The 24,794-nt window shown below is 62.3% G+C and carries 26 protein-coding genes; 16 read left to right on the top strand and 10 right to left on the bottom strand.

Annotated elements, in window-relative coordinates:
• Positions 1-7 precede the first annotated feature (7 nt).
• The 7 genes from rodA (at position 8) to lipB (ending at position 6,210) form a co-directional block, all read left to right on the top strand.
• The gene (rodA, locus tag CCR96_RS10625) at positions 8-1,144 is read left to right on the top strand and encodes a rod shape-determining protein RodA (protein WP_201220104.1); all 1,137 of its coding nucleotides are present in this window, start codon (positions 8-10) and stop codon (positions 1,142-1,144) included.
• Positions 1,145-1,209: 65 nt separating this feature from the next.
• Positions 1,210-2,250 carry a lytic murein transglycosylase B gene (gene mltB, locus CCR96_RS10620; protein WP_201220103.1) on the top strand — a complete coding sequence of 347 codons (1,041 nt, stop codon included), beginning with the start codon at positions 1,210-1,212 and terminating at the stop codon, positions 2,248-2,250.
• A gap of 1 nt (position 2,251) precedes the next feature.
• Complete coding sequence (locus CCR96_RS25075) at positions 2,252-3,136, top strand: septal ring lytic transglycosylase RlpA family protein (RefSeq protein WP_274601102.1); 885 nt, start codon at positions 2,252-2,254, stop codon at positions 3,134-3,136.
• Between the two features lie 49 nt (positions 3,137-3,185).
• Positions 3,186-4,307, top strand: coding sequence for a D-alanyl-D-alanine carboxypeptidase family protein (locus CCR96_RS10610; protein WP_201220102.1), 1,122 nt, complete (start codon positions 3,186-3,188; stop codon positions 4,305-4,307).
• Positions 4,307-5,167: an aminotransferase class IV gene (locus CCR96_RS10605; RefSeq protein WP_201220101.1), complete on the top strand. Its 861-nt coding sequence runs from the start codon at positions 4,307-4,309 to the stop codon at positions 5,165-5,167. The genes CCR96_RS10610 and CCR96_RS10605 overlap by 1 nt, the downstream gene beginning before the upstream one ends.
• 22 nt (positions 5,168-5,189) lie before the next feature.
• A complete protein-coding gene (locus CCR96_RS10600) occupies positions 5,190-5,471 on the top strand; it encodes a YbeD family protein (RefSeq protein ID WP_201220100.1) in 282 nt (93 codons plus the stop codon).
• A 115-nt stretch (positions 5,472-5,586) separates the two neighbouring features.
• Positions 5,587-6,210, top strand: a complete 624-nt coding sequence (gene lipB, locus CCR96_RS10595) for a lipoyl(octanoyl) transferase LipB (protein WP_420827262.1) — start codon at positions 5,587-5,589, stop codon at positions 6,208-6,210.
• Here lipB and CCR96_RS10590 read toward each other — a convergent pair.
• A complete protein-coding gene (locus tag CCR96_RS10590; RefSeq protein WP_242518905.1) occupies positions 6,201-6,788 on the bottom strand; it encodes a chorismate--pyruvate lyase family protein in 588 nt (195 codons plus the stop codon). The two genes, lipB and CCR96_RS10590, sit on opposite strands and share 10 nt — an antisense overlap.
• 271 nt (positions 6,789-7,059) lie before the next feature.
• On the opposite strand from CCR96_RS10590, the gene CCR96_RS10585 reads away from it, so the two are divergent.
• Entirely contained in the window at positions 7,060-7,257 is a 198-nt protein-coding gene (locus tag CCR96_RS10585) for an alanine-zipper protein (protein WP_200237476.1), read from the top strand.
• On the opposite strand, the gene CCR96_RS10580 is transcribed toward CCR96_RS10585, so the two are convergent.
• Positions 7,236-8,234 (bottom strand): L,D-transpeptidase family protein, encoded by a 999-nt coding sequence (locus CCR96_RS10580; RefSeq protein WP_242518899.1) that lies wholly within the window; start codon positions 8,232-8,234, stop codon positions 7,236-7,238. The genes CCR96_RS10585 and CCR96_RS10580 overlap by 22 nt on opposite strands.
• Before the next feature lie 97 nt (positions 8,235-8,331).
• On the opposite strand from CCR96_RS10580, the gene CCR96_RS10575 reads away from it, so the two are divergent.
• The gene (locus CCR96_RS10575) at positions 8,332-10,434 is read left to right on the top strand and encodes an elongation factor G (RefSeq protein ID WP_201220097.1); all 2,103 of its coding nucleotides are present in this window, start codon (positions 8,332-8,334) and stop codon (positions 10,432-10,434) included.
• A gap of 24 nt (positions 10,435-10,458) precedes the next feature.
• Here CCR96_RS10575 and CCR96_RS10570 read toward each other — a convergent pair whose 3' ends face one another.
• From CCR96_RS10570 to CCR96_RS10555, 4 genes are all read right to left on the bottom strand, one after another.
• Entirely contained in the window at positions 10,459-11,193 is a 735-nt protein-coding gene (locus tag CCR96_RS10570; protein ID WP_201220096.1) for a YceI family protein, read from the bottom strand.
• Positions 11,194-11,339: 146 nt separating this feature from the next.
• Positions 11,340-12,851 (bottom strand): sensor histidine kinase, encoded by a 1,512-nt coding sequence (locus CCR96_RS10565; RefSeq protein WP_242518892.1) that lies wholly within the window; start codon positions 12,849-12,851, stop codon positions 11,340-11,342.
• Positions 12,852-12,944: 93 nt separating this feature from the next.
• On the bottom strand, positions 12,945-13,622 hold the full coding sequence (locus CCR96_RS10560; RefSeq protein ID WP_201220095.1) for a response regulator transcription factor: 678 nt from the start codon (positions 13,620-13,622) through the stop codon (positions 12,945-12,947).
• A gap of 9 nt (positions 13,623-13,631) precedes the next feature.
• Positions 13,632-15,179: a Do family serine endopeptidase gene (locus CCR96_RS10555; protein ID WP_242518889.1), complete on the bottom strand. Its 1,548-nt coding sequence runs from the start codon at positions 15,177-15,179 to the stop codon at positions 13,632-13,634.
• Positions 15,180-15,535: 356 nt separating this feature from the next.
• Here CCR96_RS10555 and CCR96_RS10550 point away from each other — a divergent pair, with 356 nt between their 5' ends.
• Both CCR96_RS10550 and CCR96_RS10545 read left to right on the top strand, forming a co-directional pair.
• Positions 15,536-15,724 carry a hypothetical protein gene (locus tag CCR96_RS10550; RefSeq protein WP_201220094.1) on the top strand — a complete coding sequence of 63 codons (189 nt, stop codon included), beginning with the start codon at positions 15,536-15,538 and terminating at the stop codon, positions 15,722-15,724.
• A gap of 100 nt (positions 15,725-15,824) precedes the next feature.
• Complete coding sequence (locus CCR96_RS10545) at positions 15,825-16,022, top strand: hypothetical protein (RefSeq protein ID WP_201220093.1); 198 nt, start codon at positions 15,825-15,827, stop codon at positions 16,020-16,022.
• Between the two features lie 187 nt (positions 16,023-16,209).
• Here CCR96_RS10545 and CCR96_RS10540 read toward each other — a convergent pair whose 3' ends face one another.
• The 4 genes from CCR96_RS10540 to CCR96_RS10525 are packed head-to-tail and all read right to left on the bottom strand — an operon-like array spanning position 16,210 to position 20,197.
• The gene (locus CCR96_RS10540) at positions 16,210-17,238 is read right to left on the bottom strand and encodes an MlaD family protein (protein WP_201220092.1); all 1,029 of its coding nucleotides are present in this window, start codon (positions 17,236-17,238) and stop codon (positions 16,210-16,212) included.
• A complete protein-coding gene (locus tag CCR96_RS10535) occupies positions 17,235-18,080 on the bottom strand; it encodes an ABC transporter ATP-binding protein (protein WP_338035864.1) in 846 nt (281 codons plus the stop codon). Before CCR96_RS10535 ends, CCR96_RS10540 begins: the two co-directional genes overlap by 4 nt.
• Positions 18,081-18,136: 56 nt before the next feature.
• Positions 18,137-19,333, bottom strand: a complete 1,197-nt coding sequence (locus CCR96_RS10530; protein WP_201220090.1) for an MlaE family ABC transporter permease — start codon at positions 19,331-19,333, stop codon at positions 18,137-18,139.
• A gap of 45 nt (positions 19,334-19,378) precedes the next feature.
• Positions 19,379-20,197 carry an alpha/beta fold hydrolase gene (locus CCR96_RS10525; RefSeq protein ID WP_201220089.1) on the bottom strand — a complete coding sequence of 273 codons (819 nt, stop codon included), beginning with the start codon at positions 20,195-20,197 and terminating at the stop codon, positions 19,379-19,381.
• 302 nt (positions 20,198-20,499) lie between these two features.
• Here CCR96_RS10525 and CCR96_RS10520 point away from each other — a divergent pair, with 302 nt between their 5' ends.
• The 5 genes from CCR96_RS10520 (at position 20,500) to CCR96_RS10500 (ending at position 24,791) form a co-directional block, all read left to right on the top strand.
• Positions 20,500-21,402 carry an ATPase gene (locus CCR96_RS10520; protein WP_201220088.1) on the top strand — a complete coding sequence of 301 codons (903 nt, stop codon included), beginning with the start codon at positions 20,500-20,502 and terminating at the stop codon, positions 21,400-21,402.
• Between the two features lie 4 nt (positions 21,403-21,406).
• Positions 21,407-22,483, top strand: coding sequence for a homoserine O-succinyltransferase MetA (gene metA / locus CCR96_RS10515; protein ID WP_201220087.1), 1,077 nt, complete (start codon positions 21,407-21,409; stop codon positions 22,481-22,483).
• 298 nt (positions 22,484-22,781) lie between these two features.
• Positions 22,782-23,039 (top strand): hypothetical protein, encoded by a 258-nt coding sequence (locus CCR96_RS10510; RefSeq protein WP_201220086.1) that lies wholly within the window; start codon positions 22,782-22,784, stop codon positions 23,037-23,039.
• Between the two features lie 422 nt (positions 23,040-23,461).
• Positions 23,462-24,256: a hypothetical protein gene (locus CCR96_RS10505; protein ID WP_201220085.1), complete on the top strand. Its 795-nt coding sequence runs from the start codon at positions 23,462-23,464 to the stop codon at positions 24,254-24,256.
• Complete coding sequence (locus CCR96_RS10500) at positions 24,243-24,791, top strand: BREX protein BrxB domain-containing protein (RefSeq protein ID WP_201220084.1); 549 nt, start codon at positions 24,243-24,245, stop codon at positions 24,789-24,791. The genes CCR96_RS10505 and CCR96_RS10500 overlap by 14 nt, the downstream gene beginning before the upstream one ends.
• Positions 24,792-24,794 lie beyond the last annotated feature (3 nt).

Genomic DNA, 24,794 nt, shown 5'->3' with positions numbered 1-24,794 from the left:
CAGACCGATGTCTAAACAGGCCAATGTTGATATCGAGGCTGGCCATGACGCGCTCGATCGGGGCTGGCTGATCCGGCTGCATATCGATCTACCGCTGCTGTTGTTATTGCTGCTGGTCTCTGCTTTCGGGCTGCTGATGCTCTATAGCGCCACCGGTCAGTCGGTGGTGCAGGTTGAGCGGCAAGCCATCCGGCTTGGTCTCGCACTTGTGCTCATGCTCGGTATCGCACAGCTGTCGCCGGCGGTGTTGCGCCAGTGGTCGGTGCCGCTCTATCTGATCGGCTTGGCGCTACTCGCAGCGGTGCTGCTGTTTGGAGACCAGAGCAAAGGTGCCCAGCGCTGGCTCGACCTGGGTTTTTTGAGGTTTCAGCCGTCCGAGATGCTCAAGCTCGCGTTGCCGATGATGCTGGCCTGGTATCTGTCTTTGCGGACGCTGCCACCGCGGCTGCTCGATATTGTCGTCGCGGGTCTGTTGATCGGGCTGCCGGTGTTATTGATCTTCAAGCAGCCAGATCTTGGCACCGCCCTACTGGTGGGCAGTGCTGGGGTGGCGACCTTGTTTCTGTCCGGGTTGCGCTGGCGGTTCATTCTGAGCCTCGTCGTGCTTGCCGGGGTGGCGGCACCACTGCTCTGGTCCTTGATGCACGATTACCAACGCCAGCGTGTGTTGACCTTTCTCGATCCTGGCTCTGACCCCCTGGGGGCTGGCTACCACATTATTCAGTCGCAGATTGCGATTGGCTCCGGTGGGATTCACGGTAAGGGTTGGCTGCAAGGCACCCAGTCTCAGCTCGAATTCCTGCCAGAGCGTTCGACGGATTTCATCTTTGCCGTAATCGGCGAGGAGCTTGGCCTCTCGGGCATCATTGTGCTCATGCTGCTCTACCTGGCAGTGATCTTACGCGGGTTTGGCATCGCGGCCCAAGCCCAAGATGCCTATAGCAGACTCTTAGCAGGCTCGATCACCATGGTGTTTTTCGTCTACCTATTTGTGAACATGGGGATGGTGACCGGGCTGTTGCCGGTGGTCGGGGTGCCCCTGCCGTTGATCAGCTATGGCGGCACCTCGTTGGTCACGCTGATGCTTGGGTTCGGCATCTTGATGTCGATACAGACGAGGCGAAAATTGCTTCAAGCAGAGTGAGTTCCGGCATATACTCAAGCTTGTTTCGATTGACTGATTTCGATTGACTGATGCGGATTTCTCAGATGCCGACTCCCCAGCGCGCCCTGCGGTTTCGTACCCTGGCAGCCCTGCTGATGGCCTCGCTGTTCAGCCCGCTCGCCGTTGTTGCTGACTCGGTGCCGGCCAGCTACCTCAGCGAGCGTGACCGCTTTGTCGACGAGATGGTTGCGGAACAGGGCTTCGACCGCGCGGAGCTGACCGCCCTGATGGCCGGGGCGCGCTATCAGCAGTCGATCGTCGATGCGATGAATCGGCCTTACGAGGCCAAGCCTTGGGGACAGTATCGCGCCCTGTTCGTGACGCCAGAGCGCATTGCCGGTGGGCAGCGCTTCCTCGCCGAACATCAGGCGCTGCTGGCTCAGGCCGAGTCTGCCTATGGTGTGCCCGCCGAGATCATCACGGCGATCATTGGCATCGAGACCAATTATGGCGGCACCCTAGGCGGCCATCGCGTGCTCGATGCGCTGAGCACGCTCGGCTTCGCCTATCCAAGACGCTCAGCGTTCTTTCGTAAGGAGCTGAAAGAGTTTCTTCTGCTTGCGCGCGAGGAGGCGGTTGACCCGGTCGCTGTGCTCGGTTCTTATGCCGGGGCGGTAGGCAAGCCGCAGTTCATTCCCTCCAGCTATCGTGCCTATGCGGTCGATTTCGATGGCGATGGCCAGCGCGACCTTTGGGACAGCGATGCCGATGTGATTGGCAGCGTCGGCGCTTATCTCGCCCGGCATGGTTGGCGACGGGGTCAACCGATCGCCTCAGCGGCCAGATTGACAGGTCCACTGAAGCCTGGAGTTAAGGTCGGAGGCAAGCGGCCGGTTGTGCCGGGCGTCACTGTGGCGCAGCTCGAAGCAGCCGGGGTTGAGCCGGCGCAGAGGCTTGACCCGGGGGCGCGTGCCGCCCTGATCGAACTCGATGGAAACGGGCCTGATGGAAACGGTCCTGAGTACTGGGTCACGCTTGAGAATTTCTACGCCATCACTCGCTATAACCACAGCAATCTCTATGCGCTTGCCGCGCTGGAGCTGAGCCGGGCGATTGCGCCAGCAGAGACCACATCGGGGGACTGAGATGCCGACGACAGCCATTCTGAACCGCTTGCGCGCATCGCCGGCGCTACCGCGGCTGGTCATGGTCTCTGGGCTGTTGGTTGCATTGGCTGGTTGTAGCAGTGCACCGAAGAGTGTCGACGCCAACACCCGCGCAGCGGCCTTGGCGACTGGCGCGCTGCCGAAGGCCGAGCCGAAATCTCGCCATGGCAACATGGGTTCTTACGTCGTCTTGGGTAAGCGCTATTACACCAAGGCTAGCAGCCGCAACCACGTCGAGCGCGGGCAGGCCTCCTGGTATGGCAAGAAGTTTCATGGCCGTAGGACCTCGAGCGGCGAGCGCTACGACATGCACCAGATGACGGCGGCGCACAAGAGCCTACCATTGCCGACCTATGCACTGGTCACCAATCTCGAGAATGGCCGCAGTGCGGTGGTCAAGGTCAATGATCGCGGGCCGTTCGTCGGCAATCGCATCATCGATCTCTCCTATGCGGCGGCAAAGCGTCTGGATATGGTGAATGCGGGTACCGCGCATGTGGAGGTCCGCTCGATCGATCCGCGCGACCATGGTAAGGATGCAAAGGAGCTGCTTCGGCTTGCCGCGGCCGATGTCGGTAGGCAGCATCGCGTGAAGTCTTCGCCTACGGTGGTGACGCGAGACGGCGGCCCGATCTTCTTGCAGGTGGGTGCGTTCGGCAGTCGCGGCAATGCAGAGCAGCTGCAGAGCCGGTTGGCTGGCCGCGTTGAAGAGCCGGTTTTAGTCCGGGCTGCAGCGGTGCGTGGCGCCTCGACGCCGTTGTATAAGGTTCAGGTTGGCCCGATACGCTCGCGGACCGATGCCGATGCGCTCGGCCGGCGGCTCGCCGCGCTCGGTATCGATAAACCCGTGTTGGTTGTTCGCTAGGTGCCAATCAAGGCTGCCGTCGCGCGCACGAGCAGGTAAACTCACTAGCATGCGTTACCTAATCTCTATCCTCCTCCTCAGTCTTGTCGCCCCGCTGACATTGGCCGAACCCCCGCCGATCCCTGAGCTTGGTGCGGAAGGCTACCTATTGGTCGATTATGACAGTGGAGCGCTGTTGGCAGCGGCGAATGCCGAGAGCCGACTCGAGCCCGCGAGTTTGACCAAGATCATGACCGCTTATGTGGTGTTCTCGGAATTGGCGGAAGGCAATATCGGCCTTGACGACCCGGTGCTGATCAGTGAAAAGGCCTGGCGGACTGGGGGCTCGAAGATGTTCATCGAGGTCGGCAAGCAGGTTGCGGTCGAAGAGCTGCTGAAGGGTATGATTATCCAGTCGGGCAACGATGCCAGTGTTGCCTTGGCCGAGTATGTTGCCGGCAGCGAGGATAGCTTCGCCGGCCTGATGAACCAGCATGCGGAGCGGCTCGGGATGACCCAGAGCAACTTCACCAATGCCACCGGCTTACCCGACCCCAATCTCTATACGACGCCGAAAGACATTGCCCGCGTCGCCGCGGCAATGATTCGCGACTTCCCGGATTACTACCGTTGGTATTCGGAGCCGGAGTTCACCTGGCAGGGCATTACGCAATCGAATCGCAACAGACTCCTCCGTCAGGGCGTGGGCGTCGATGGCGTGAAGACTGGCCATACGCAGGCGGCCGGCTATTGTCTGGTCTCATCCGCGAAGCGCGATGGCCAGAGACTAATTGCCGTGGTGATGGGGACCAAGAGCGATTCGGCTCGGGTTGCCGATAGTTTGGCGTTACTGAACTACGGTTTCCGGTTCTTCGAGACCCATCATCTCTATCCAGCGGGTGAGCCAATCGAGTTGTTGCGAGTCTGGTCCGGCGATCCACCGACGGTGGAGGTTGGGCCGGCAACGGATGTCGCCGTGACCATTCCGCGTGGAAGCTTCGATCAGCTCTCGGCGCAGCTTGAGCCGATCCCCAAGCTGAGTGCGCCGATCGCGGCTGGGCAGCAGATCGGTGAGATTGCGCTGATGCTCAATGGCGAGGAGATCAAGCGCCAGCCCGCGGTGGCGCTCGGGGCAGTTGAGCGCGGCGGCCTGCTGCGTCAGGCCGCTGATTCAGTATTACGGCTGTTTTGATGAAAGAATTCTATCTCAACGGGGCCTTTGTGGCGCCGGAACAGGCGATGATCTCGGTGATGGATCGCGGATTTCTGTTTGGCGACGGCGTCTACGAGGTGATCCCCGCCTATGCGGGCAAGCCATTGCGTGAGTTCGAGCATCTCCAGCGTTTGCAGAATAGCCTGCAAGGGATTGGGTTGGCGCCGCCGCTATCGCCCTCGGACTGGTCGCTTATTTTCCAGCGGTTGTTGTCCGCGACGCCCGCGGTAGACCAAGCCCTTTATCTGCAGGTCACGCGCGGTGTGGCGCCGAGTCGCGACCATCGCTTCCCGAGTGCGCCGGTACCGACGGTGCTGGCGATGGCGAAGCCGATGAAGCCGCGCGATCCGGCAGTCGCCGAGCGTGGCGTCGAGGCCGTGATCCGCGACGATATCCGCTGGCTGCGCTGCGATATCAAGGCGACCGCGCTACTGGCGGCGGTGCTCTTGCGCCAGTCGGCCGAAGAGGCTGGTGCCGAGGAGGCGATCTTGGTGCGCGATGGCCTTGCGCTGGAGGGATCGACCAGCAACCTGTTCATCGTGCGTCAAGGGCGACTGATCACGCCGCCAAAGGGGCCATTGCTGTTGGCCGGCATTACACGCGATCTGGTGCTCGAGCTGGCCGCTGCCGCCGAACTCCCTAGCGAGGAGCGCGACATCAGGGTCGAGGAACTGCGCACGGCGGACGAAGTCTGGATCAGCAGCTCTACGCGCGAGGTACTACCGGTAACACGGCTTGACGGGGCGCCAATCGGCTCCGGCCGCCCTGGACCCTCATGGCAGCGAATCGATCGCTGCTACCAAGATTTCAAGGCCGATCTCGGGCGCGCTGCTGCCTGAGTGTCCGCAGCCCGAGGCTTCGATGACTGAGACTGGCTCCAATCAAGACGAGACCCTGTTGCGCTTTCCTTGCCGCTTCCCAATCAAGGCGATGGGACGCACCGAGGCTGGCATCGAGTCTATCCTGATCGAGATTATCGAGCGTCATGCGCCTGATACGAGCAAGGATGAGCTACGCTCGAGGCCCAGTCGCAACGGTAATTGGGTCTCGGTGACGATCGAGATCGAGGCCCATAGCAAGGGTCAGCTTGATGCCATCTACCGCGAGCTCTCCGAGCACGCCCAGATCACCTGTGCCTTCTGACGCGACTCAGGATGTTGCGCCTGGGGCTGGGTTAAGCCTAGCCTCGGGGTCAGAGCCGGTGCTGAGTCAGCATGCATCCGCGTCTCAACCAGACTCGCCGTTGCTTGCTGCGCCATTGCCTCCCCTGCGCCTGCGCTGGCTGGGGCAAGGCTGCGACTACCACGAGATCTGGGCCGGGATGCGCCGTTTCACTGACGAGCGCGGGCCGCAGACTGATGACGAGCTTTGGCTATTGGAGCATGCGCCGGTCTTTACCCTAGGACAGGCGGGCTTACCGGATCATCTGCTTGATCCTGGCTCCATCCCCATTGTGCAGTGTGATCGCGGCGGCCAGGTCACCTATCACGGCCCAGGCCAGTTGGTCGCCTATCTGCTGTTGGATCTGAAGCGGGTGCGGATCGGCGTGAAACAGTTGGTGCATCTGCTCGAGCAGGCCATCATTGACCTCTTAGCCGATCATCGGGTTGTCGCGCAGCCCCGCGCTGATGCGCCTGGCGTCTATGTTAATGAGGCGAAGATCGCCTCTGTCGGTTTGCGTGTACGCCGCGGCTGCTGCTATCACGGCGTCGCCTTGAACATCGACCTGGATCTGGCACCATTTGCCCGCATTAACCCCTGCGGCTATCCGGGTCTCGTGGTCACGCGAACCCAAGATCTGGGGCTATCACTCAGCGTCGATGCCGCGGGCCGAGAGTTGGATACCCAGCTCAACCGCTTATTGGGCCGGCCCTACAAATAAAGAGCGAGCGGAAAGATCTCGCTGATCAGAATCACCGGTTGGCCATCGATGATGATGCGATAGGTCCGAAACAGCGCCCGCTCACCGTCGACCGACCTTGGCTCGACGCCCACTTCCATGACCTCGCGGAAGCTTTCGAGTCCGCTGTCGCGAATCAAGACGCCGATGCCGATCTCACGGTTGATCAGGCGTTCTCGGAACGACGGGGGAATCAGCTCGGAACGGATAACGGAAAAGGCACGGGCAAAGTTTTTGTTGCTGTCGGTACCGCGCAGGAGTGCCTCGCGCACCATGACCTGGTCGCCGGGGGCGACCTCGATCCAAGGGATATCAGCGGCGGCCTTGATGAACTCTTGGCGGAGCGTATCGACCACGACCGGCTCCCAGAAATAGGCCTCGAGCGCCTTGGTGACGGTACCGTCTGTGACCAGCAGCGCGCGGAGGAACGGTGGCAAGGTCTCGATCGGCAAGGGTGCGCCTTCTTGGCAAGCGATGGTGCCGTTACGAACGAAGCCTTGGCAGCGAAACGGGTTGGGGCCGCTGTTGGGCAATGGGCGGCGGTAGTAGCGGTCGACCAAGTCTGATTCCTCTGGTGGATTCTGATGTGTCGGTTGAGGAGTTTTCCCCACAGCCGCGCAATAGCCAGGCGGCTTGACTTTCATGCAACCGCCCGACTCGGCATCTTGTTCATTGCTCGGTGCACCCCAAACTCCGTCTGTTTTGTGTAAGTGGCAATAACAATACGCTGTTTGATTCTGCTAACATCAGACTTCGAGGGTGCGGAAATGGCCCTCGGTCTGTGCTATAAACCAGTTGCCGTCCGGCAAAATCAAGAACGGAGAATTACCGATGACCAAGAAATTCAAGCTCGCCTCCCTGTCTGCTGCCGCGCTGCTGAGCGCCTCCCTGCTTGGTGGCTGTGCCACCGACCAGGAGGCTCGTGACATGGCTCAAGCCGCAATGGACGCTGCCAATGCGGCTCAGGCCTGCTGCGAGGCCAATGAGGACCGCATCAACCGCATGTATCAGAAGATCATGTCGAAGTGATGCCAGCTCTTTGAGCCTTGCCGGCCTCCGACGACCTGTGGGAGGCCGGTATTCTCCTGCTGAACCCGTCTTACCTCGTCCCAATCGATCACTACCCCATCGCCTTTTGCGATTGACGGGGGAATGATCTCTTCCGCTGCTCGTGGCTTCGTCCCCTCCAGCCGGCTGACCTCCAAGAACAGCTGGTCTCCAAGCCATCCCACCTTGTATGGCTGATCGACAATGGTCACCGGGGTGCCAACCTCGACCTGACCAAACAGATACTCGATATCTTCCGGAAACATTCGCGTGCAGCCTGAACTGACTGGCATGCCAACGCCCCAGGGTTTGTTGGTGCCATGGATCAGATAGCTTGGGTTACTAAGGCGCAAGCGGTAAGCGCCGAGTGGATTATCCGGGCCAGGAGGAACCACTGCCGGGAGCGTTTTGCCGTTCTTCGCATACTCGGCGCGAATCGATGCCGGTGGCGTCCAGGTTGGATTCTCGGTCTTCTCGATGATCCGATAGCTACCAACCGGTGTCTCCCAGCCGTCGCGGCCGATGCCGATCGAGAAGGTCTCGACTTCGGTTGCTGAGCGGTAGTAGTACATGCGCCGTTCGGCCAGGTTCAAGACGATGCCGTTGCGCGGTGCATCTGGCAAGACATGCCGATCTGGCGTCAGCACTGCGGTACCTTCACCGGGCAGCCACAGATCCACATCGGGATTGGCTTGCTGCATCTCATCGACGCCGAGTCCATGGTGGCGGCCGATATCGAGAAGCGTGTGCTCGCGCTTCGCCTTTACATAGAACGGGGTGCCGATGACACTATCGTTTGGGTCGATGAGTCGATAGACCTTGGCCAAGGTGGGCGTGACCGGTAGCACGCTGAGGCTGATGAGGGTGGCGAGCCAAATGATCGGACGCAGGCGGCGTCTTGCGCGGATGCGCCGGTCTGGGGCCGGCGAGTTCATGAAACGGGCGGTATCGATCGTCATCTGCTGGACTCCGAAACGGATGACCTGTTCCAAGCGTTGGACCAGGACGTCTGCCAAGTATTCAATTCAGGTATTCAATTCAGGTCGATGGTGGTTCATGAGTCAATCCAGTCAGCATTCCCGCAGCCCTAAGCAGGGGCAGACCGCGACAGCGCTCGATCGGGTGCGCAACATCGGTATTGCCGCGCATGTCGATGCGGGCAAGACCACCTTGACCGAGCGCATCCTGTTCTACACCGGCGCTTCCCATAAGATCGGCGAGGTGCATGATGGTGCGGCGCACATGGACTGGATGGCCGAAGAGCAGGACCACGGCATCACGATCACCGCGGCGGTGACGAAGGCGCCCTGGCGCGATCATCTGCTGCAGATTGTCGATACTCCCGGCCATGTGGATTTTACCATCGAGGTCGAGCGCTCGATGCGCGTACTTGATGGGGTTGTTCTCGTCTTGGACGGCGTTCGCGGCATCGAGCCACAGACCGAGACGGTCTGGCGACAGCGTTGTCGGTTTGGGTTGCCGGTGCTGTTCTTCGTCAACAAGATCGATCGGCCGGGGGCTGATTTTCTGCGGGTTCTCGACGCTATCCGTGAGCGGTTGGATGTGCAGCCGGTCGCGATGACGGTGCCGCTCGCCGAGGAGCAGGCCTGCATCGATCTGCTGCATCGGCGCCTGTTGCGGTTCGGCGGCGAGCAGGGCGAACAGGTCTCGGTCGAACCCTGCCCGGAGGATCTCTGGGCACCAGTTGCCGAGCTGCACGAGGCTCTGTTGCTGGCTGCCGCTGATGCCGACGATACCCTGGCCGATCTGGTGCTCGAAGGTGGCGAGCCGGAGCCCGAGGTCGTCCTCGCGGCGCTGCGGCGTGGCACCCTGGCCGGGCGAATCTTCCCCTGCTTTGGCGGCAGCGCGCTGCGAAACCTCGGGGTACAGCCGGTGATGGATGCCGCCGTCGACCTGCTGCCGGCACCGCTCGATCGGCCCGCCGCGGTCGCGCGGCAACCCAATGGAGAGGCCGAGACCGTCGCGATCAGCGCCAAGGGATCGCTGGTTGCGTTGGTATTCAAGGTGCAGCTGTGGGATGGCCGTCGCCACTGTTTCACGCGCGTCTACCGCAACCGGCTCAAGGTTGGCGATACGGTTGCTTTCAAAACCGCCGATGGTCGTGTGATCAAAGAGCATGTTGCGCGCATCTTCGATGTCGACGCCGGACGCAAGACCAAGCTGGATGAGGCTGGGCCAGGCCAGATCGTCTTGATCGCCGGTTTGCGTTATGCGGCGACCGGCGACACCCTCTGCGACCCCGATCATCTGCTAGCGCTGGAGCGGATCGAGGCGCGCCAGCCGGTGTTGAGTCTGGCGATTGAGCCGGCTGCTGGTACTGACGAGGATAAGCTGCTCGAGGTGCTAGACAAGGTGGAGCAGGAAGATCCAACGTTGCGGGTTGAGGAAGACCCTGAGACTGGTCAGCGTCTGCTGCGCGGCATGGGTGAGCTCCACCTGCAGATCGTGCTTGAGCGCTTGGAGCGCGAGTTTGGTCAGAAGGTGCGCAGTGGTCGGCCGGCGGTTGCGGTGCGTGAGACGATCCTGCGCAGCGCGCGGGCTGAGCAGCTGCATAGCCGCCCGCCGAGCCCGGATGGCAAGCAGTCCGAGTTGACCGCCTGGGCCCTGGTTGAGGTCGCGCCTCAGGCCCGCGGTGCAGGCAACCAGATTCGATGCCATCCGCGTCTGCGGCCGGAGACTGCAGCCCTGTCGCCGGAACAACAGCAGGCTTTGCAGGAGGGGCTTGAGACCGGGCTGGCCAGTGGCGTGCTGCAAGGCGCGCCGGTTGATGACGTCAGCGCGACCTTGGTGGAGGTTGAGCTGTTCGGCCAGCAGAGTACGCCGGAGGCATTACAGGCGGCGACGACGCGCGCGCTGGCGCGCGCGCTGTCTGAGGCCGGCCCGGTGGCGCTGCACCCGGTGATGCGGGTCGATGTGGTGGTGCCGGAGGCAAACCTTGGTTCGGTGCTGGGTGACCTGCAGCAGCGGCGCGCTGCGATCCAGGCCACCAAGACTGGACAGGAGGGCGGTGACGATACGGCCAGCATCCGCTGCGAGGTTGCACTCGAAGCGCTGCTCGGCTACACCACCGAGCTGCGCAGCTTGACCCAAGGGCGTGGCCAATACAGCATGCAATTTGAACGCTTCGACGTTGTTTGAAGCCTATCGAGCAGCGCAGCGCCCCTATCGAGCAGCGCCAAACAGCGCGGCGACAGCCTCTTTCTGTTCGCTGCTCATCGCTTCGATGATCTCACGATAGGCCTCATACTGGGCCATGGTCTCCACGCTCGGTGGCGCTTCAGCGGCTGCGCTGCCATCGCCGCCCGAAGCCGGGCTATCGAAGACCATGACGAAGGTCACCGGCACGGCGTTGCTGATGCTGTCAAGGCCGGCGATCTCACGCAACTTCTCGACGCCTTCGCCCAGGCCGAATTTGGCCGCATCGAGCACGACTGGTGCAGTACTCGCGACCATCAGGGTATCGTCGTCGAGCTTCGCGGCTTGCATCTTCAGAATCAGCGGCTGGGTCTCGCCGTGGAGGCTGAGGCTGCTCTCGGCCACGACCTCGATGATGTCGCCGGGCTGCATCGCTGCGATCTGGGCCGGATCGATCTTGGCGCTGAGGCTGGCATTGCTGTACTGCGTGGTCTTGAACAGCATTTCGCGCATGCGTTCGTTGCGGATCGGGATCAGCGTCTCGACGCTATCGAGGGTGGTGTCGATGAGGGCTTGGCCCTGTTCATTGATGCTGCCCGAAAGTTCGGTGAAATGATGGACCTCACCGATATTGCCAGCCTTGATCGAGACGAACGCGAGATGCGAGCGCTCGGGGTTGAGTGTCCACTCGTCGGCGACGGCTGTCGCGACGTTGGCACTGACGAGACTGATCGCGAGCAGGGCGGTGGTCAGGCGATTCATCTTCAAGCTCCTCTGGATGATAGGTCTTTGGGTGATCGATCTCTGAATCCATGCTGTTCGGTGGTCCGAGCCAAACCAATCAGCAGTTTCCTGTTAATGCGACCGCCGAGCGCCGATCCCAACGTCTCGAGCGTCCGAAAGATCCCTCAAACCGGAGAAGATGCCCGGCCAGATGCGGAGGAGTTAGTCTGCATCTTCGCCTGTTTTGGTAGGCGCAGCCGCACCCGAAGGCCGGGCGCCGCGTCTTCCAAGCTGAGCGCGGCGCCATGGAGCTGGGCGACGGCTTGGACCAGACTCAGGCCGAGTCCGTGGCCGGGCGCCGCACGACTCTCGTCGATGCGGAAGAAGCGTTGTAGCACCTTGTCGCGCAGTTCCGGCGGGATACCAGGACCATCGTCCGTCACACTGAGTTCGACACGGGTCTCGCTGCATTCAGCTCGGAGCCGGATCTGGCCGCCGTTCGGGCTGTGCTTGATGGCGTTGTCGACCAGGTTTGCGATCGCCTGGAACAACAGATCGCGGTCTGCATGCAGACGGCAGGGGCTGTTCTCGGTAACGCCCTCGACCTGGATCGTTTGCAGCGACTCGGCCGCGAGCGGCTCATAGAGTTCGGCGACATCCTGCAGCAACGGCAGTGGGTCGAGGTCAGCGAAGGCCGCGCGGCGGCTGCCGGCCTCGATCCGGGCGATGCGTAGCAAGGCGTTGAAGGCGCTGAGCAGCTCGTCGGCATCGGCGATTGCGACCTCGACCTCGTTTCGAGCCTCGTCGCAGAGGTCGCCTCCATGCAGCAGCTCGAGCCGATTGCGCAGCCGCGTCAGCGGTGTGCGCAGATCATGGGCGATGTTGTCGGAGACCTGACGAATGCTGAGCATCAAGGCCTCGATGCGCTCGAGCATCTGGTTTAGGTTCTCGGCCAGCTGATCGAAGTCGTCGCCAGTTCCCGCGCTCGGTACGCGGCGGCTGAGATTGCCCTGCATGATCTCGCGGCTGACCTGATTGACCACATCGAGCCGGCGCGCGATGCTGGCACCCATCAACCAGCCGCCGAGCAGCGCCAGGCCAACGGTGATGGCGAGCCCCCAAGTCATGGCGTCGAGGATCAGCTGGCGGATCGCGGTGAGCTCGCGGACATCGCGGCCGACCAGCAAGCGCAGATCCCCGCGCAGCCGAAACACCTTGGCGCGCGTCTCATGTTCAATGTCGACGTCCTCGCCCTCGCCTAGTGATTGGCGGGCGCGAAACCGGACCCATCCGCCCGCATCCGGCGCGACCTGTGGCCAACTGTCGAGATTGCCGATGATCGGATTGCCGCTCGGGGCGGTCAGTAGATAGATCGAGGCCCCTTGCGGGTCACGCGCAATACGCTCGGCGATCACGGTTGAAAGCCCGGCTAGGCCGCGGCGTCGATATTGCTCAGCCAAGCCTTGGATCTCGGCGCCGATGGTGGCATCGGTTTGCCGTGCCATGTAGCCGGCGGTTGACCAGTAGATGAAACCGAGCAGAATCGCCACAGAGACGCCGACCAGCAGCATGTACAGCAGCGCGAGCCGAAAGGTCGAGCTGGTGAGGATGAATCGCGATGACTGGTGTAGCCGGTTCAGGGTTGGACCGAGTGTGCGCTTCATGCCCTGGCCTAGCTGCTCGGCTGTTAACGCCATGGGTGAGGATTCGTTGCCATCAGGTGCGCACGAATGGCTGGCTGTTGGAGACCTTGCATGCGGTCATCCGTGCGCTCGCGCTAGGAGATTGGTCTAGTCGGCGCGCAGCATATAGCCGGCGCCGCGGACGGTTTGCAGCAGCGGCTGATCAAAGTCCTTATCGATCTTTGCTCGCAGACGGCTGATGTGGACGTCGATCACATTGGTCTGGGGGTCGAAGTGATAGTCCCAGACGTTCTCGAGCAGCATCGTTCGGGTCACGACTTGGCCGGCATGCCGCATCAGGTACTCGAGCAGCTTGAACTCGCGCGGCTGCAGCGCGATAGGCTGTCCGCCACGCTGTACCTGACGCTTGAGCAGATCCAGCTCCAGATCAGCGACGCTCAGGCTGGTGACCGGCCCATCGCCGGGCGCTGAGCGCCGCATCAGGGCCTCGATACGGGCATGCAGCTCGGAAAAGGCGAAGGGCTTGACCAGGTAATCGTCGCCGCCGGCACGCAAGCCCTCGACGCGATGGTCGACCTCGCCAAGTGCGCTCAGGATCAGCACCGGCGTCAGATTTCCCGAGGCACGTAAGGTGCGGATGATCGCGAGCCCTTCCAGCTCCGGCAACATGCGATCGATCACCATCACGTCATACGGATTGCCGGCCGCTAGGAACAGACCATCACGGCCGTTGTCGGCCAGGTCAACACTCGCGCCCATCTCGCCAAAGGCCTTGGCGAGATAGCCGGAGAGTTGAGGGTCATCCTCGATAACCAGTACGCGCATGGCAGTCCACTACCCAATCGGAACCGCGACGAAACGCTGTTCACCGTCCTGCTCGACCCGCAGCAGCACCGAGGGTCGGTCCGCAGCCGCGGCCTGCTTGACCGCCTCCACCACCTGGCTCGGCTGGGTCACGGACTGTTGGCCGACCATCGAGATTAGACTGCCTGCCCTGATGCCAGCCGCCTGTGCGGGGCTGCCCGGCGCGACCTGGGCCACGAGGACGCCGCTGGCATCCGCGGCAAGTCCGCGCTCGGCGCGTAGCTCCGGGGTCAGCGGCGCCAGATAGAGACCGATGCGGGGTTCGTCGCCGGCCGGCTCGTTGCCGCTGGCGGCTTGCGCCATGTCTTCACTCGGCATCTCACCGATGGTGACGGGCAGCGTTAGGGTTTGGCCTGAGCGAAACAGGACAAGGTCGATCTTCTCGCCGGCATCGATGCCAGCGATCAGTTTGGTCAGGTCGCGGTACTCCTCCATGCGCTCGCCGGCCGCCTCGAGGATGACGTCGCCGCTGCTGATACCCGCGGCCTCTGCCGGGGTGCCGGCGATGACGTCTGCAACCAGTACACCGCGCGTCTCGGGCAAGCCGAGGCTAGCTGCGATCTCTTCGCTGACCGGCTGGATTTGAACGCCTAGCCATCCGCGGTCGACACGACCCTTGGTCTGCAGATCGTCGATGATCTCGGCTGCGGTCTCGGCTGGGATCGCGAAACCGATGCCGATGTTGCCGCCGCTCGGTGAGAAGATCGCTGTGTTCACCCCGATCACGACCCCGCGGGCATCGAACAGCGGACCGCCGGAGTTGCCGCGGTTGATCGGTGCGTCGATCTGGATGTAATCATCATAGGGGCCAGAGTTGATGTCGCGCCCGCGCGCCGAGATGATCCCCGCGTTGACCGAGCCGCCCAGGCCAAATGGGTTACCGACCGCCAGCACCCAGTCGCCGACACGGGCGCCACGGCTATCGCCGAAGCGCACGTGCGGTAAGGCATCGGTGGCATCGATCTTGAGCAGTGCAAGGTCGGTCTTGGCATCGCGACCGATCACCCGTGCCTCGTATTTCTCGCCGTCGTTGAGCGTCACCTCGATGCTTGAGGCGCCATCAACGACATGGTTGTTGGTCACGATATGTCCTTCGGCATCGATGATAAATCCAGAGCCCTCGCCTTCGCGCTGGCGTGGCATCGGTATCGGCATCTGGTCGAGACCGCCGAAGCGCTTGAAGAACTCGTACAGCGGCGAGCCCTCGTCTGGCATCTGGCCGCCGGGGAGCGAGAGTGTCTGCTGCGATTGTTGCGCGACCGTGACATTGACAACCGCGGGCGTCACCCGCTCGACAACATCAGCGAAACTGGTGGGTCCGGTTGGTGTGGCCAAGGGGGCGGGCACCGACTCGGCGTGGACGATTTGAGGCGCTAGAGCGGCAGCTGAAGCCAGCACGATCAGGCTGATGGTGGCCGCGAGCATGGCGCGGCCGGTGAGTCTGGGCGCTGCGAGCACGACGGCTGACGGCTGGGTTGACCGAGGCTCCGTCGATCTCAAGGGTTGGGTCGAGGGCATTCGTGGGCTCCTGAGTGGACTCTGCTAGTAGAGGCCCGCAGTGAACTGCGGTGCTCGATGAGATGCTGCTGAGTGTTGGGAGTTGGGCTTTACCGCGCGGTTGCCGATGGGTTACCGATTGTTAATCTGCACTTTGGTCTAAGCTGGGGGTGCTTGCCGCGCTGCCGATTCGAGCGCTGGGCGGTAATCAGTCGCAAGCTCGGTCTGCGAGTGCGACAATGCTAGCGCGCGGTGCCTCTTGCGAGTTCCGCGGAGCCGGCCGTGTATCTAACCGTGAACAGATAAATCATGCTGGCGCCTCGACGAGCCCTTGGGAGCTCATTGGTGCGTCTGGCGGACCCGAAAAGGGGGATGAGATGGCAAGCCTCGAACAGGTGGAGATCAGCAAGTATCACAGCGAACTCGTGCACGATGTCCGACATCTGGTGCAAAAATATGGCCGGATCATGGGCTGGGAGGTGCCGGAGCTCGATGAAGCGGAGGCCAGCAAGTTGATCTTGCAAGCCCTGAAGAACGCGCTCGCTGACGTCGAGCGTGAGCAATAGCGTCGGGCGCAGCTGGCTGCTGCTGGTGATCATCGCGGGCGTCTTGCTGGACGCTTGCGGTTCGCCAGTCGCGAAGCCACGCTGTCTGCCCGAGATTGGGATGACAACAGAAGACTTGGTGAGCTGCGGTTGTCGCCTCATGGATTCCGGGAATCTCGGCTCCGCTAGTGTCGTGCGCTCGGAATCGAGCCCGATGGTGCAGACCATCATCGTGGTCAATTATGTCTGTCCGATGGGTCGCCAAGGCCTGGCAACGGTCTCAGTCGTGAATGGGGTTGCCGGAGAGGTCTTCTACTGAGGATGAGGCGACTGGGGATCGGTCGATAAACGACGATCTTGATGGGGCTCAGTAGGGGGCTCAGTAGGGGGCTCAGCACCAGTAGCGCGGAAGAAGCGCAGCGGTTTCACCGATCGAGCGTCAATCTTGGTCGGCTCAGGTCGCCGCGAGACATTGCTGCATCTGCGTCATCGCTTGCCCTGCAATATCATCGCTTGCCCTGCAACAGGGACTCGGGGTGGCGCTCAAGGTAATCGGCCAGCGAGCGAATCGAGTTGGCGGCTCGAGTCGCGGTCGTGAGCAACTGGTCCAGCTCGTAACGCGTCGAGGAGCCCTCGCCGGTGAGCTGGCGGATCGATCGCATCGCGGCTGCTGCCTCATCGAGGGCCGCTTGCGCTGAGCTGGCGAGCGGGTCGACCTTGCCCTCGACCCGGCTTGCGATCGCGGTGATCGTCTGGGTGGCTTGCGATAGTTCTTGGAGCAAAGGGCCGGCGTCGGTGCGCAGGGTCTCGGCGAGCTGCTGGTACTCGCTAAGGGTGGCGCTGGCGCGCGCGCTCAGCGGCATAATCTCCCGATCGATCGTGTCGATGAGCGATGCGATGCCGGCTAGGGCCTGATCCAGATTGCTTAGGGCCGACTGCGTCTGGTCGGCGCTGAGGAGTGTATTGATCGTCTCAAGTGCTTGTGTGGCGGTGTCCACGAGCTCGTCCAGATGCAGATTCTCGAGCATCTCTTGGACCCGGTCGCGCGTCGCGGCGATGGCTGGCACGCGAATGGTCCCATCCGGGCTCGGCGGATAATCCCGCTTTGGCAGATCCGGGTTCAGGCTCAGGGTGACCAGGTACTGACCGGTGACGAAACTGACCGATTCGAGCTGTGCACGCAGGCCACGCTCGTCGACCAGGCGCTGCACCAGCTCGCCGGGCTCAACGCCTTCGAGATCGCCAAGCACATGGATGGTGTTGGGCCAGACCTCGTAGCGCACTGGGATGCGAAAACTGTCACGATCAGCAATGTAATCAAGCCCAATCTCGACCACCTGGCCGATCGGCACACCCTGGAATTGGACCTGGGCGCCGACGCTCAGTCCTTGCACCGAGCCCGGGAAATAGGTGACCAGATAGAGGCGCTCGCGCAGCCAGGCGCCGCTACTGAAGACCAGGATGCCGATGACGACCAACGCGACGGCACCGAGGACAAAGCCGCCGATGATGGTGGGGTTGGCCTCGCGACTCATGACTCGCCCCGGCGCAGAAAGGCGCGCACCTCGTCGATCTCGCTATGGTCGCGCAGCTGTTTGGGATGGCCGGTGGTGAGCATGCTGTGGGTCTCGGCGTCGAGGAAGACGGCATCGTCGCCAATCAGGAAGAGGCTGTCGAGGTCGTGGGTGATCACCACCATGGTTGTTCCCAGGCTGTCGCGCAACTCGAGGATGAGGTCATCGAGCCGACGGGCCGAGAGTGGGTCGAGGCCGGCCGAGGGCTCATCGAAGAACAGGATATCTGGGTCGAGCGCCATCGCGCGCGCGACGCCGACTCGTTTGCGCATGCCGCCGCTGATCTGACCCGGATAATAGCCGCCAAAGCCGGCTAGGCCGACCAGGGCGAGCTTGTACTCGGCCAACTCGTTGATCTGTTGCTTTGAGAGCGGCGTGTATTGCTCGAGTGGCAGTGCAATATTCTCCTCCAGGGTCATCGAGCTCCAGAGTGCGCCGCTCTGATACATGACCCCAACGCCGCGCAAGAGTTGGGTCCGGGCCTCTTCCGACACTTCCCAGAGGCTTTGATCTTGTAAGAACACCTGGCCTTGTCGGGGTGCGAGTAGGCCGGTGAGCGCACGCATCACCGTACTCTTGCCGCAGCCACTGCCCCCCATGATGATAAAGACATCGCCGCGGCGGATGGCGAAGCTGAGCCCCTGCTGGACGATGGTGGAGCCGTAGCCGAGCGCGACCTCTTTGAGGCGGATCGCCACTGAAGCCTCATCTGCGCGCGGCGCTTGATCGTCTGCGGAGGCCAGTGCTTGCGTCTGGGTATCGCTCGGCGTTTGGGCCTCGGCTCGGGGCTTGGCTTGGGGCACAGCTCGGGGCGCAGTTTGGCCTTGAGATTGGCTGCTGTCTGGGGCGGCTGGGCCGTTCATCCAGAGAGTCCGATGGCATCGAAGATCACCGTCAGCACCGCGGCGGCGATGACGATGAAGACGATCGCGGTGACCACCGCCGAGGTGGTCGCCTCGCCGACGGCGGCCGCGCTGCGGCCGCATTGCATGCCGCGCAGGCAGCCAGAGGCGGCGACGATCGCGCCGTAGACGGTGGCGCTGATCAGGCCCTGGATGATGTGGTTCCAGCCGATCGCGGCCTGCGTCTGGACCAGGTAGGCGGTGAGGGTGACACCGCCGACGACGGTGCCGACAAAGGCGCCACCGAGGATGCCGAGCAGGTCGGCATAGAGGGTGAGTAGTGGCGTCATCAGGATCAGCGCGACCATCCGTGGCAGCACCAAGAACTCCATCGGCGGGATGCCGAAGGTGCGGAGGGCATCGATCTCCTCATTGACCTGCATGGTGCCGATGCGCGCGGCGAAGGCGGCGCCGGTGCGCCCGGCGAGGACGATGCCGGTGATCAGCGCGCCCATCTGGATCACGGTCGCCAGCCCGACCAGGTCGGCGACGTAGATGCGGGCGCCGAACTGGGCCAGCTGCTGATCGCCGATGTAGCCCAAGATCATGCCGACCAGGAAGCTGACCAGGCTGACGATGGGCAGCGCGTCCGCGCCCGATTCTTGGATGATGACCCAGAGCTCGGAACGGCGATAACGCGCGCGTCCGGCGAGGAAATGGCGCACGGCGATGGCGCCTTCGCCGAAGAAGGCCATGATCTCGCCGGTGGAGCGCACCAGATCGGCGATATCCAGCCCAACCCGGGCGAGGAAGCTGGGTCCGCGGTCATGCGCGGCCTCGTCCGGTGGGTTGGTGAGGTTGGCCATCTTGAGCAGGCTGCGCAGGCCTTCTGGCAGGGCGCTGGGGTCGTAGTCGATCTTGCGCTCGGCGCATAGCCGTTCGACGCCGGCGACATAGGTCACTAAGGCTGAATCCCAGTCGATCAGCGCGCTGGTCTCGAAGCTGAGCTGGCGTGGCTGGCTAGGCGCCTTCGCGCCATCGTCGCTGCCGCGATCGATCAGCCCAGGCAGGTCGGAGAGTCGCGGGATGTGCTGATCGAGCCGCCAGCGCCCGGCCAGGCGCAGGGCGATGCCACTGTCAGGGCGATTGACCAGCGCGATTGAAGGGGCGGACTCAGGTGCCCTGTCGTCGGTAGTGAGTGGTGCTGTTGGCATCCGATCGTGAGGACGGCTGAGCTGATTGGCCGGCAGGATTCACCGTCAGGCGGACCGATCGAGAAAGCGGAGCACAGCCCCGGTGAATTCCGCAGCGCCTTCAAGCGGCAGGCTATGGGCCAGCGCCGGAACCGCCCTGTACTCGGCATTCGGCAATCCGCTGAGTCCTGCGGCATCGTTTCGGGGAGGGAACAGCAGATCCTCAGCGCTGGCCAGGATCAGCGTCTGGGTCTCGATCTTGTGCAGCCAGTTGCGGGCATCGAAGCCGCGCATCGCCGCGACCTGGGCTCGGAATCCTGCCGGGGTTTGCGCGTAAGGATCGTTGAGCACCAGCTCCAGCAGACCGTTGAGGGTTTGAGGGTCCTCGAAGAAGTGTTCAGTGAAGATCCAGTAGAAGAAGTTCCGGAACCAGCGCTTGGGGTCTTGGCCGGCATCTAGCTCATCGGCCCAATCCTCGAACAGGCGCTGGTTGCGAGCGCTCTGGGTCGCGCCGCTGTTGCTCAGCACCAAGTGGCTGAGGCGCTGCGGGGCTTGGCGGGCGACCTCGAGCGCGATGAAACCACCCATGGAATGGCCAAGCAGGTCGAAGCGTTCTAGGCCCAGATGATCGGCGAGTGCTAGGCAGTCGCTGGCCATGTGCCCAATGCTGTTGGGTGCGTCTAGAGTCTGGCTGCGGCCGCAGCCGCGGTTGTCGAAGATCAGCACCTGGCGCTCGGCGGCCAAGGTTGGCAGTACAGGAACCCAGGATTGGCTATGACTCGCGAGCCCGGCGACCAGGATCAAGGGCGGTGGTCGCTCGTCCGCGGCGGCCGGTCCATGAAGCTCGTAGTAGAGCCTGATAGCGTCAGGTTGCAGGCTCGGCATGGGCGGAGTGCTCATTGGTTGAACGATGGATTGCTCCAGGGCATCGGCTCCAGTATAGGCGAGAGCTTGGGGGCTGAAGAAGAGCCAATCCTTAGCCAGTCAGGTCAGGCATCAGGTTCAGTACCTGTCGTCTCTCTGGTGACCAAGCAGGCGGATCGCGTATAGTTCGGCGTTTTCCGCGCGTCGGCTTTGGGGCAATGTCTCGCGCTGGGCTCGCGTCTTATCGACGCCCGCTATCGATGCCCTCTATCGACCCGCTTATCGACCCGCTTTAATCGACCCGCCCTACCGAGGATCTCGCTGTGAAGCTGACGATCGACGAATTTCGCCACTGGCAGCATCGGTGCGTCACGCTGCTGGGCATGTCCGGGGTTGGTAAGACCTATCTCTCCGGTCTGCTGCGGCGCAACGATTGGTTTCACTATTCCGGCGACTATCGCATCGGCACCCGCTACTTAGATGAGCCGATCCTCGACCTGATCAAGCTGCAGGCGATGCAGGTGCCCTTCCTGCGCGATCTGCTGCGCCGCGATTGGGTCGCGTTCCAGAATAAGATCCAAGTCGATGACCTTGGCCCGGTGCTGAGCTTCGTCGGCCAGCTCGGTGATCCGGATAAGGGCGGCCTCTCGCTGCCAGAGTTCAATCGTCGCCAAGCCCTATACCGCGATGCCGAGATCCGGGCCATGCTGGATGTCCCCGAGTTCATCCGCAAGGCGCGTGAGATCTACGGCTACAGCCATTTCGTTAACGATGTCGGCGGTAGCCTCTGCGAGCTTGAAGACCCCTCGGTGATCGAGCTGCTGGCTCAGCACAGCCTGATCCTCTACATCCGCGTCCCCCAGGCCGATGAGATCAAGCTGATCCGCCGCGCCCAGGCCGATCCGAAGCCGCTCTATTTTCGACCCGCCTTCATCAAGGCCGCGGTTAAGGACTATCTGCACGAGCACGGACTCGAGTACGTGGCTGATATCGACCCGAACGACTTTACCCGCTGGGTCTTCCCGAGGTTGTTCCATTCGCGGGTGCCGCGCTACGAGGCGATCGCGCGCCCCTTCGGCTATACCGTCGAGTCGACCGAGGTGGCCGCGGTGCGTGACGAGCAGGATTTCCTGACCCTGATCGAGACCGCGATCGCGCGCACGCCGCCGTTGGCGCCGGACGAGGAAGCACAGGCCCACAACGGCCTGGATGCAGTGCAGGTCTGAACCGATGCCAATTGTTGCCCATAATGAACTTCCGACCTTCGATCGCTTGCGCGCCGAAGGCCAAAACATTCTCGAGTCCGACTGGGCGATCCATCAGGATATCCGCGAACTCCATGTCGGCCTGCTCAACATGATGCCGGATGCCGCGCTGGCGGCGACCGAGCGCCAGTTCTTTCGGCTGGTTGGGCAAAGCAACCAGATCGCCCAGTTCTATGTGCATCCGTTTTCGCTGCCAGGTCTGCCGCGTGGGGAGAAGGCGCGTGCGCATATCGAACGCTATTATCAGTCGTTCGAAGCGGTGCGCGAGCTTGGGCTGGACGCGCTGATCATCACCGGTGCGAATGTGAGCGGCCCGGATCTTGCCGAGCAGCCCTTCTGGTCGCCGTTGATCGAGGTGGTCGACTGGGCCTTCGAGCATGTCACCTCAACCCTCTGCTCCTGTCTTGCCACTCATGCTGTGATGCAGTTCCGTTATGGTCAGCGGCGTCAACCACTGCCGGGCAAGCGCTGGGGCGTGTATACGCATCGCGTCGTCGATCATTCGCATCCGCTGATTGATAGCACCAACACCCTGTTCGACGTCCCGCACTCTCGCTTCAATGAGGTCAGCCGTGCACAGTTTGAAGCAGTTGGAGCAAAGGTGTTGGTGGAGAGTGATGAGGCCGGTGTGCATCTCGCCACCAGCCCGGATGGGCTGCGCATCGTCATGTTTCAGGGGCATCCGGAGTACGACACCATCTCCTTGCTCAAGGAATACAAGCGCGAGGTGGACCGCTTTGCAGCGGGCGCTCGTGAGAGCTATCCGCCGTTTCCGGACAACGTGTTCTCGCGCAAGGCGGCGGCGGTGCTCGATGAGCATCGCCATTTACTCCAGCGGGCGCTCGACCGGGGCCGCGAGCCGCCGAAGTTCCCGGAAGCGCGCATCGCTGAAGGCCTGGATAACACCTGGCGTGACACCGCCGAGGGTGTGGTTGGCAACTGGCTGGGCTTGATCTATCGAGTCACCCACAACGACCGCCGGGTGCCCTTTATGGATTGGGTCGATCCCAATGATCCGCTGCGTATGCTGACCCGCCCCTGAGCGCGTCTCTCCATTCGTTTGTTGTTAATTTGCACAAAAGTGTCTAATTCGCAACTGCGGCATGAAAAACCAGCGGGTTACAAAAATGCGAGTAGCTGCACGCTTTTTTTGTCAAACACCAGTTAGAATTTTCCTTGTCAAGTAGCATTTGCGCTCCTAGACTATGGGGTAAGAGACCGCTAGACGCACTTTTGCGACATGCGCGGTTTTGACGTTCGGGAAATCCCCGATGCAGCGGTGAACCTTAGTCCCCTGCTCGGTTTTTCTGGATGAATCAACATATTCAGCAGGTTGAGAGATGTTTGACGAACAAGAGCAGGTCATCCGTTACAAGTGGGATTCTTGGACGGGCTCTGGCTACCGCTTACGCTATGACGCAGCGGATCAGGCCCACAGCTACCACGTCGAGGACTGCAGCAACCATGTCGTGATGGACGACTACGGCTGCTCCGATCTCGACGAGGCCTTATTGGTGCTGAACCGCTTCTTCAGCATCGACGAGTCGGCCGAGCGCAATCGGATTGCCAACTGGCTGCCGCATCAGCGGTTGCAATAGCGGTCAGACTGAAAGCGCAGAAGGTGGTCAGTTGATCTTCACGCAGCGCCTACCGCCCGGTGCGGCACCACGCCATACTGTCGTCCGAGTCTTGGTGGCAGGCCCTGCGAATCGCCCCTGATCAATGATCCGACGCCCAAGGACGCGGGCGCAACGCATCAAGGCCGCTTCGAGCGGCCTTGATGCGTTTTAGGGGGCGAACTCCAGCATCTCGATCCTGCTCGAGCGATCCTCCCCAGCGCGGCCCTTTAGCGCCACCATCGTCGGCGAAGCCCGCATCGTCGTCGTCACCACCTTGTTGGCCATGCAGCACCCGGCAAATCAATGGATACGGGCAATCGCCTCAGCTGTCTTGGATGAGCGCTTGTATGAGCACCTGCATGAGCACTTTTGTATGAGAACAAGCCTTTAAGATTGCCAGCATGTTTAGCGTCGAAGACCCCGCCGGGCTTGCTCGTTTCGGTTTCAAATTCGGCAAAGGCGGTGTGCACGCGGCGCGGACGATGATGTTGGCGGAAGTGCAGCGCCTGTTCGAGGTGGTCCCCGAGGCAGCCCAGCGTGCCGATTATCGCCAGGAGATCGTCGACGACAATCTGCTCGACAAGCCAACGGCCAATGCGCGCAAGCTCAGCTTTCGACACCTCTGTGACCTGTATGCCTTGGACCCGGACACCTGTCTGTTCCGGATCTTTCGCCGCCTCTGGTCTCATCAGTCAGATGCACAGCCGGTTCTGGCACTGCAGCTGTCCCTCGCCCGCGACGCCCTGCTGCGCATCAGCGTGCCGATCATCCGCGACGCACCTCCCGGCGCACAGGTCACCCGCGAGCAGATGGAGCAGCGCTTTGCCGAGTGGAGCCAAGGCGGCTTCAGTCCGACCTCGATCGAGGCGATCGCCCAGCGTGTCAATGGCAGCTGGACCCAGGCCGGCTATCTCTCTGGGCATGTCAAAAAGCTCCGAGCCAGGCCGCTGATCACCCCGGTGAACCTCACCTTTGGCTTATTCTTGGCCTACCTGGAAGGTCGCCGCGCGCAACGGCTCTTCAGCAGCGACTGGCTGCGTGTGCTCGACCTTCCTGAAGAGCAGCTGATCGCGCTGACGCAAGCCGCAGCGCAACGCGGTTTGCTGGTGTTTCGCCGCACCGGCGCCGTGATGGAGGTCCGATTTCCCGGCTATCTCAGCGAACAGGAGCAGGAGTGGCTGCATGAGCAGGCTTGATCGACTCGTCGAACACTACGCGGAGCACATCAGCACCCCCTGGCCAGAGGGTCTGTCCGGGATCGAGCGCGTGATCTTCGTCGTCTATCCGCCGGCGGATGAGCTGAGATTCCGGGTCTATATCGACGAATTCGAGCTGCGCACACGCAACGCCGGCCACGGCTGGACCCTGCTCGACCTCAGCGACGCCTTCCCGACCTGGATGGCGAGCCAGCGTTACCGGGACAAATACTTTCGCCGTCCAGCCTTGCTCGCCGGCTACCCCGAGGGTCGACTGACCGAATTCACCAAACAGCTGGTCGCACAGACCAGCGCCGCCATCGCGCAGGCGTCGGCCAATGATGTGGTCGCGCTGGCTGGTGTCGGCACGCTGTTCGGCGTCTCGAGTGTCTCGACGATCGTCGACCAAGCCGCCTCCGCCATCAACGGGCGTTTGGTCGTCTTCTTCCCCGGCGAGGTCGAAGACAAGACCTATCGGCTCTTGGATGCACGCGATGGTTGGGGTTATCTGGCCCACGCCATCACCACGGACTGAGTA

Source organism: Halochromatium roseum (assembly GCF_016653315.1).
GTDB lineage: Bacteria > Pseudomonadota > Gammaproteobacteria > Chromatiales > Chromatiaceae > Lamprobacter > Lamprobacter roseus.
Note: the sequence above shows the minus strand (reverse complement) of the source record. Positions and strands in the feature narration are given on the sequence as shown.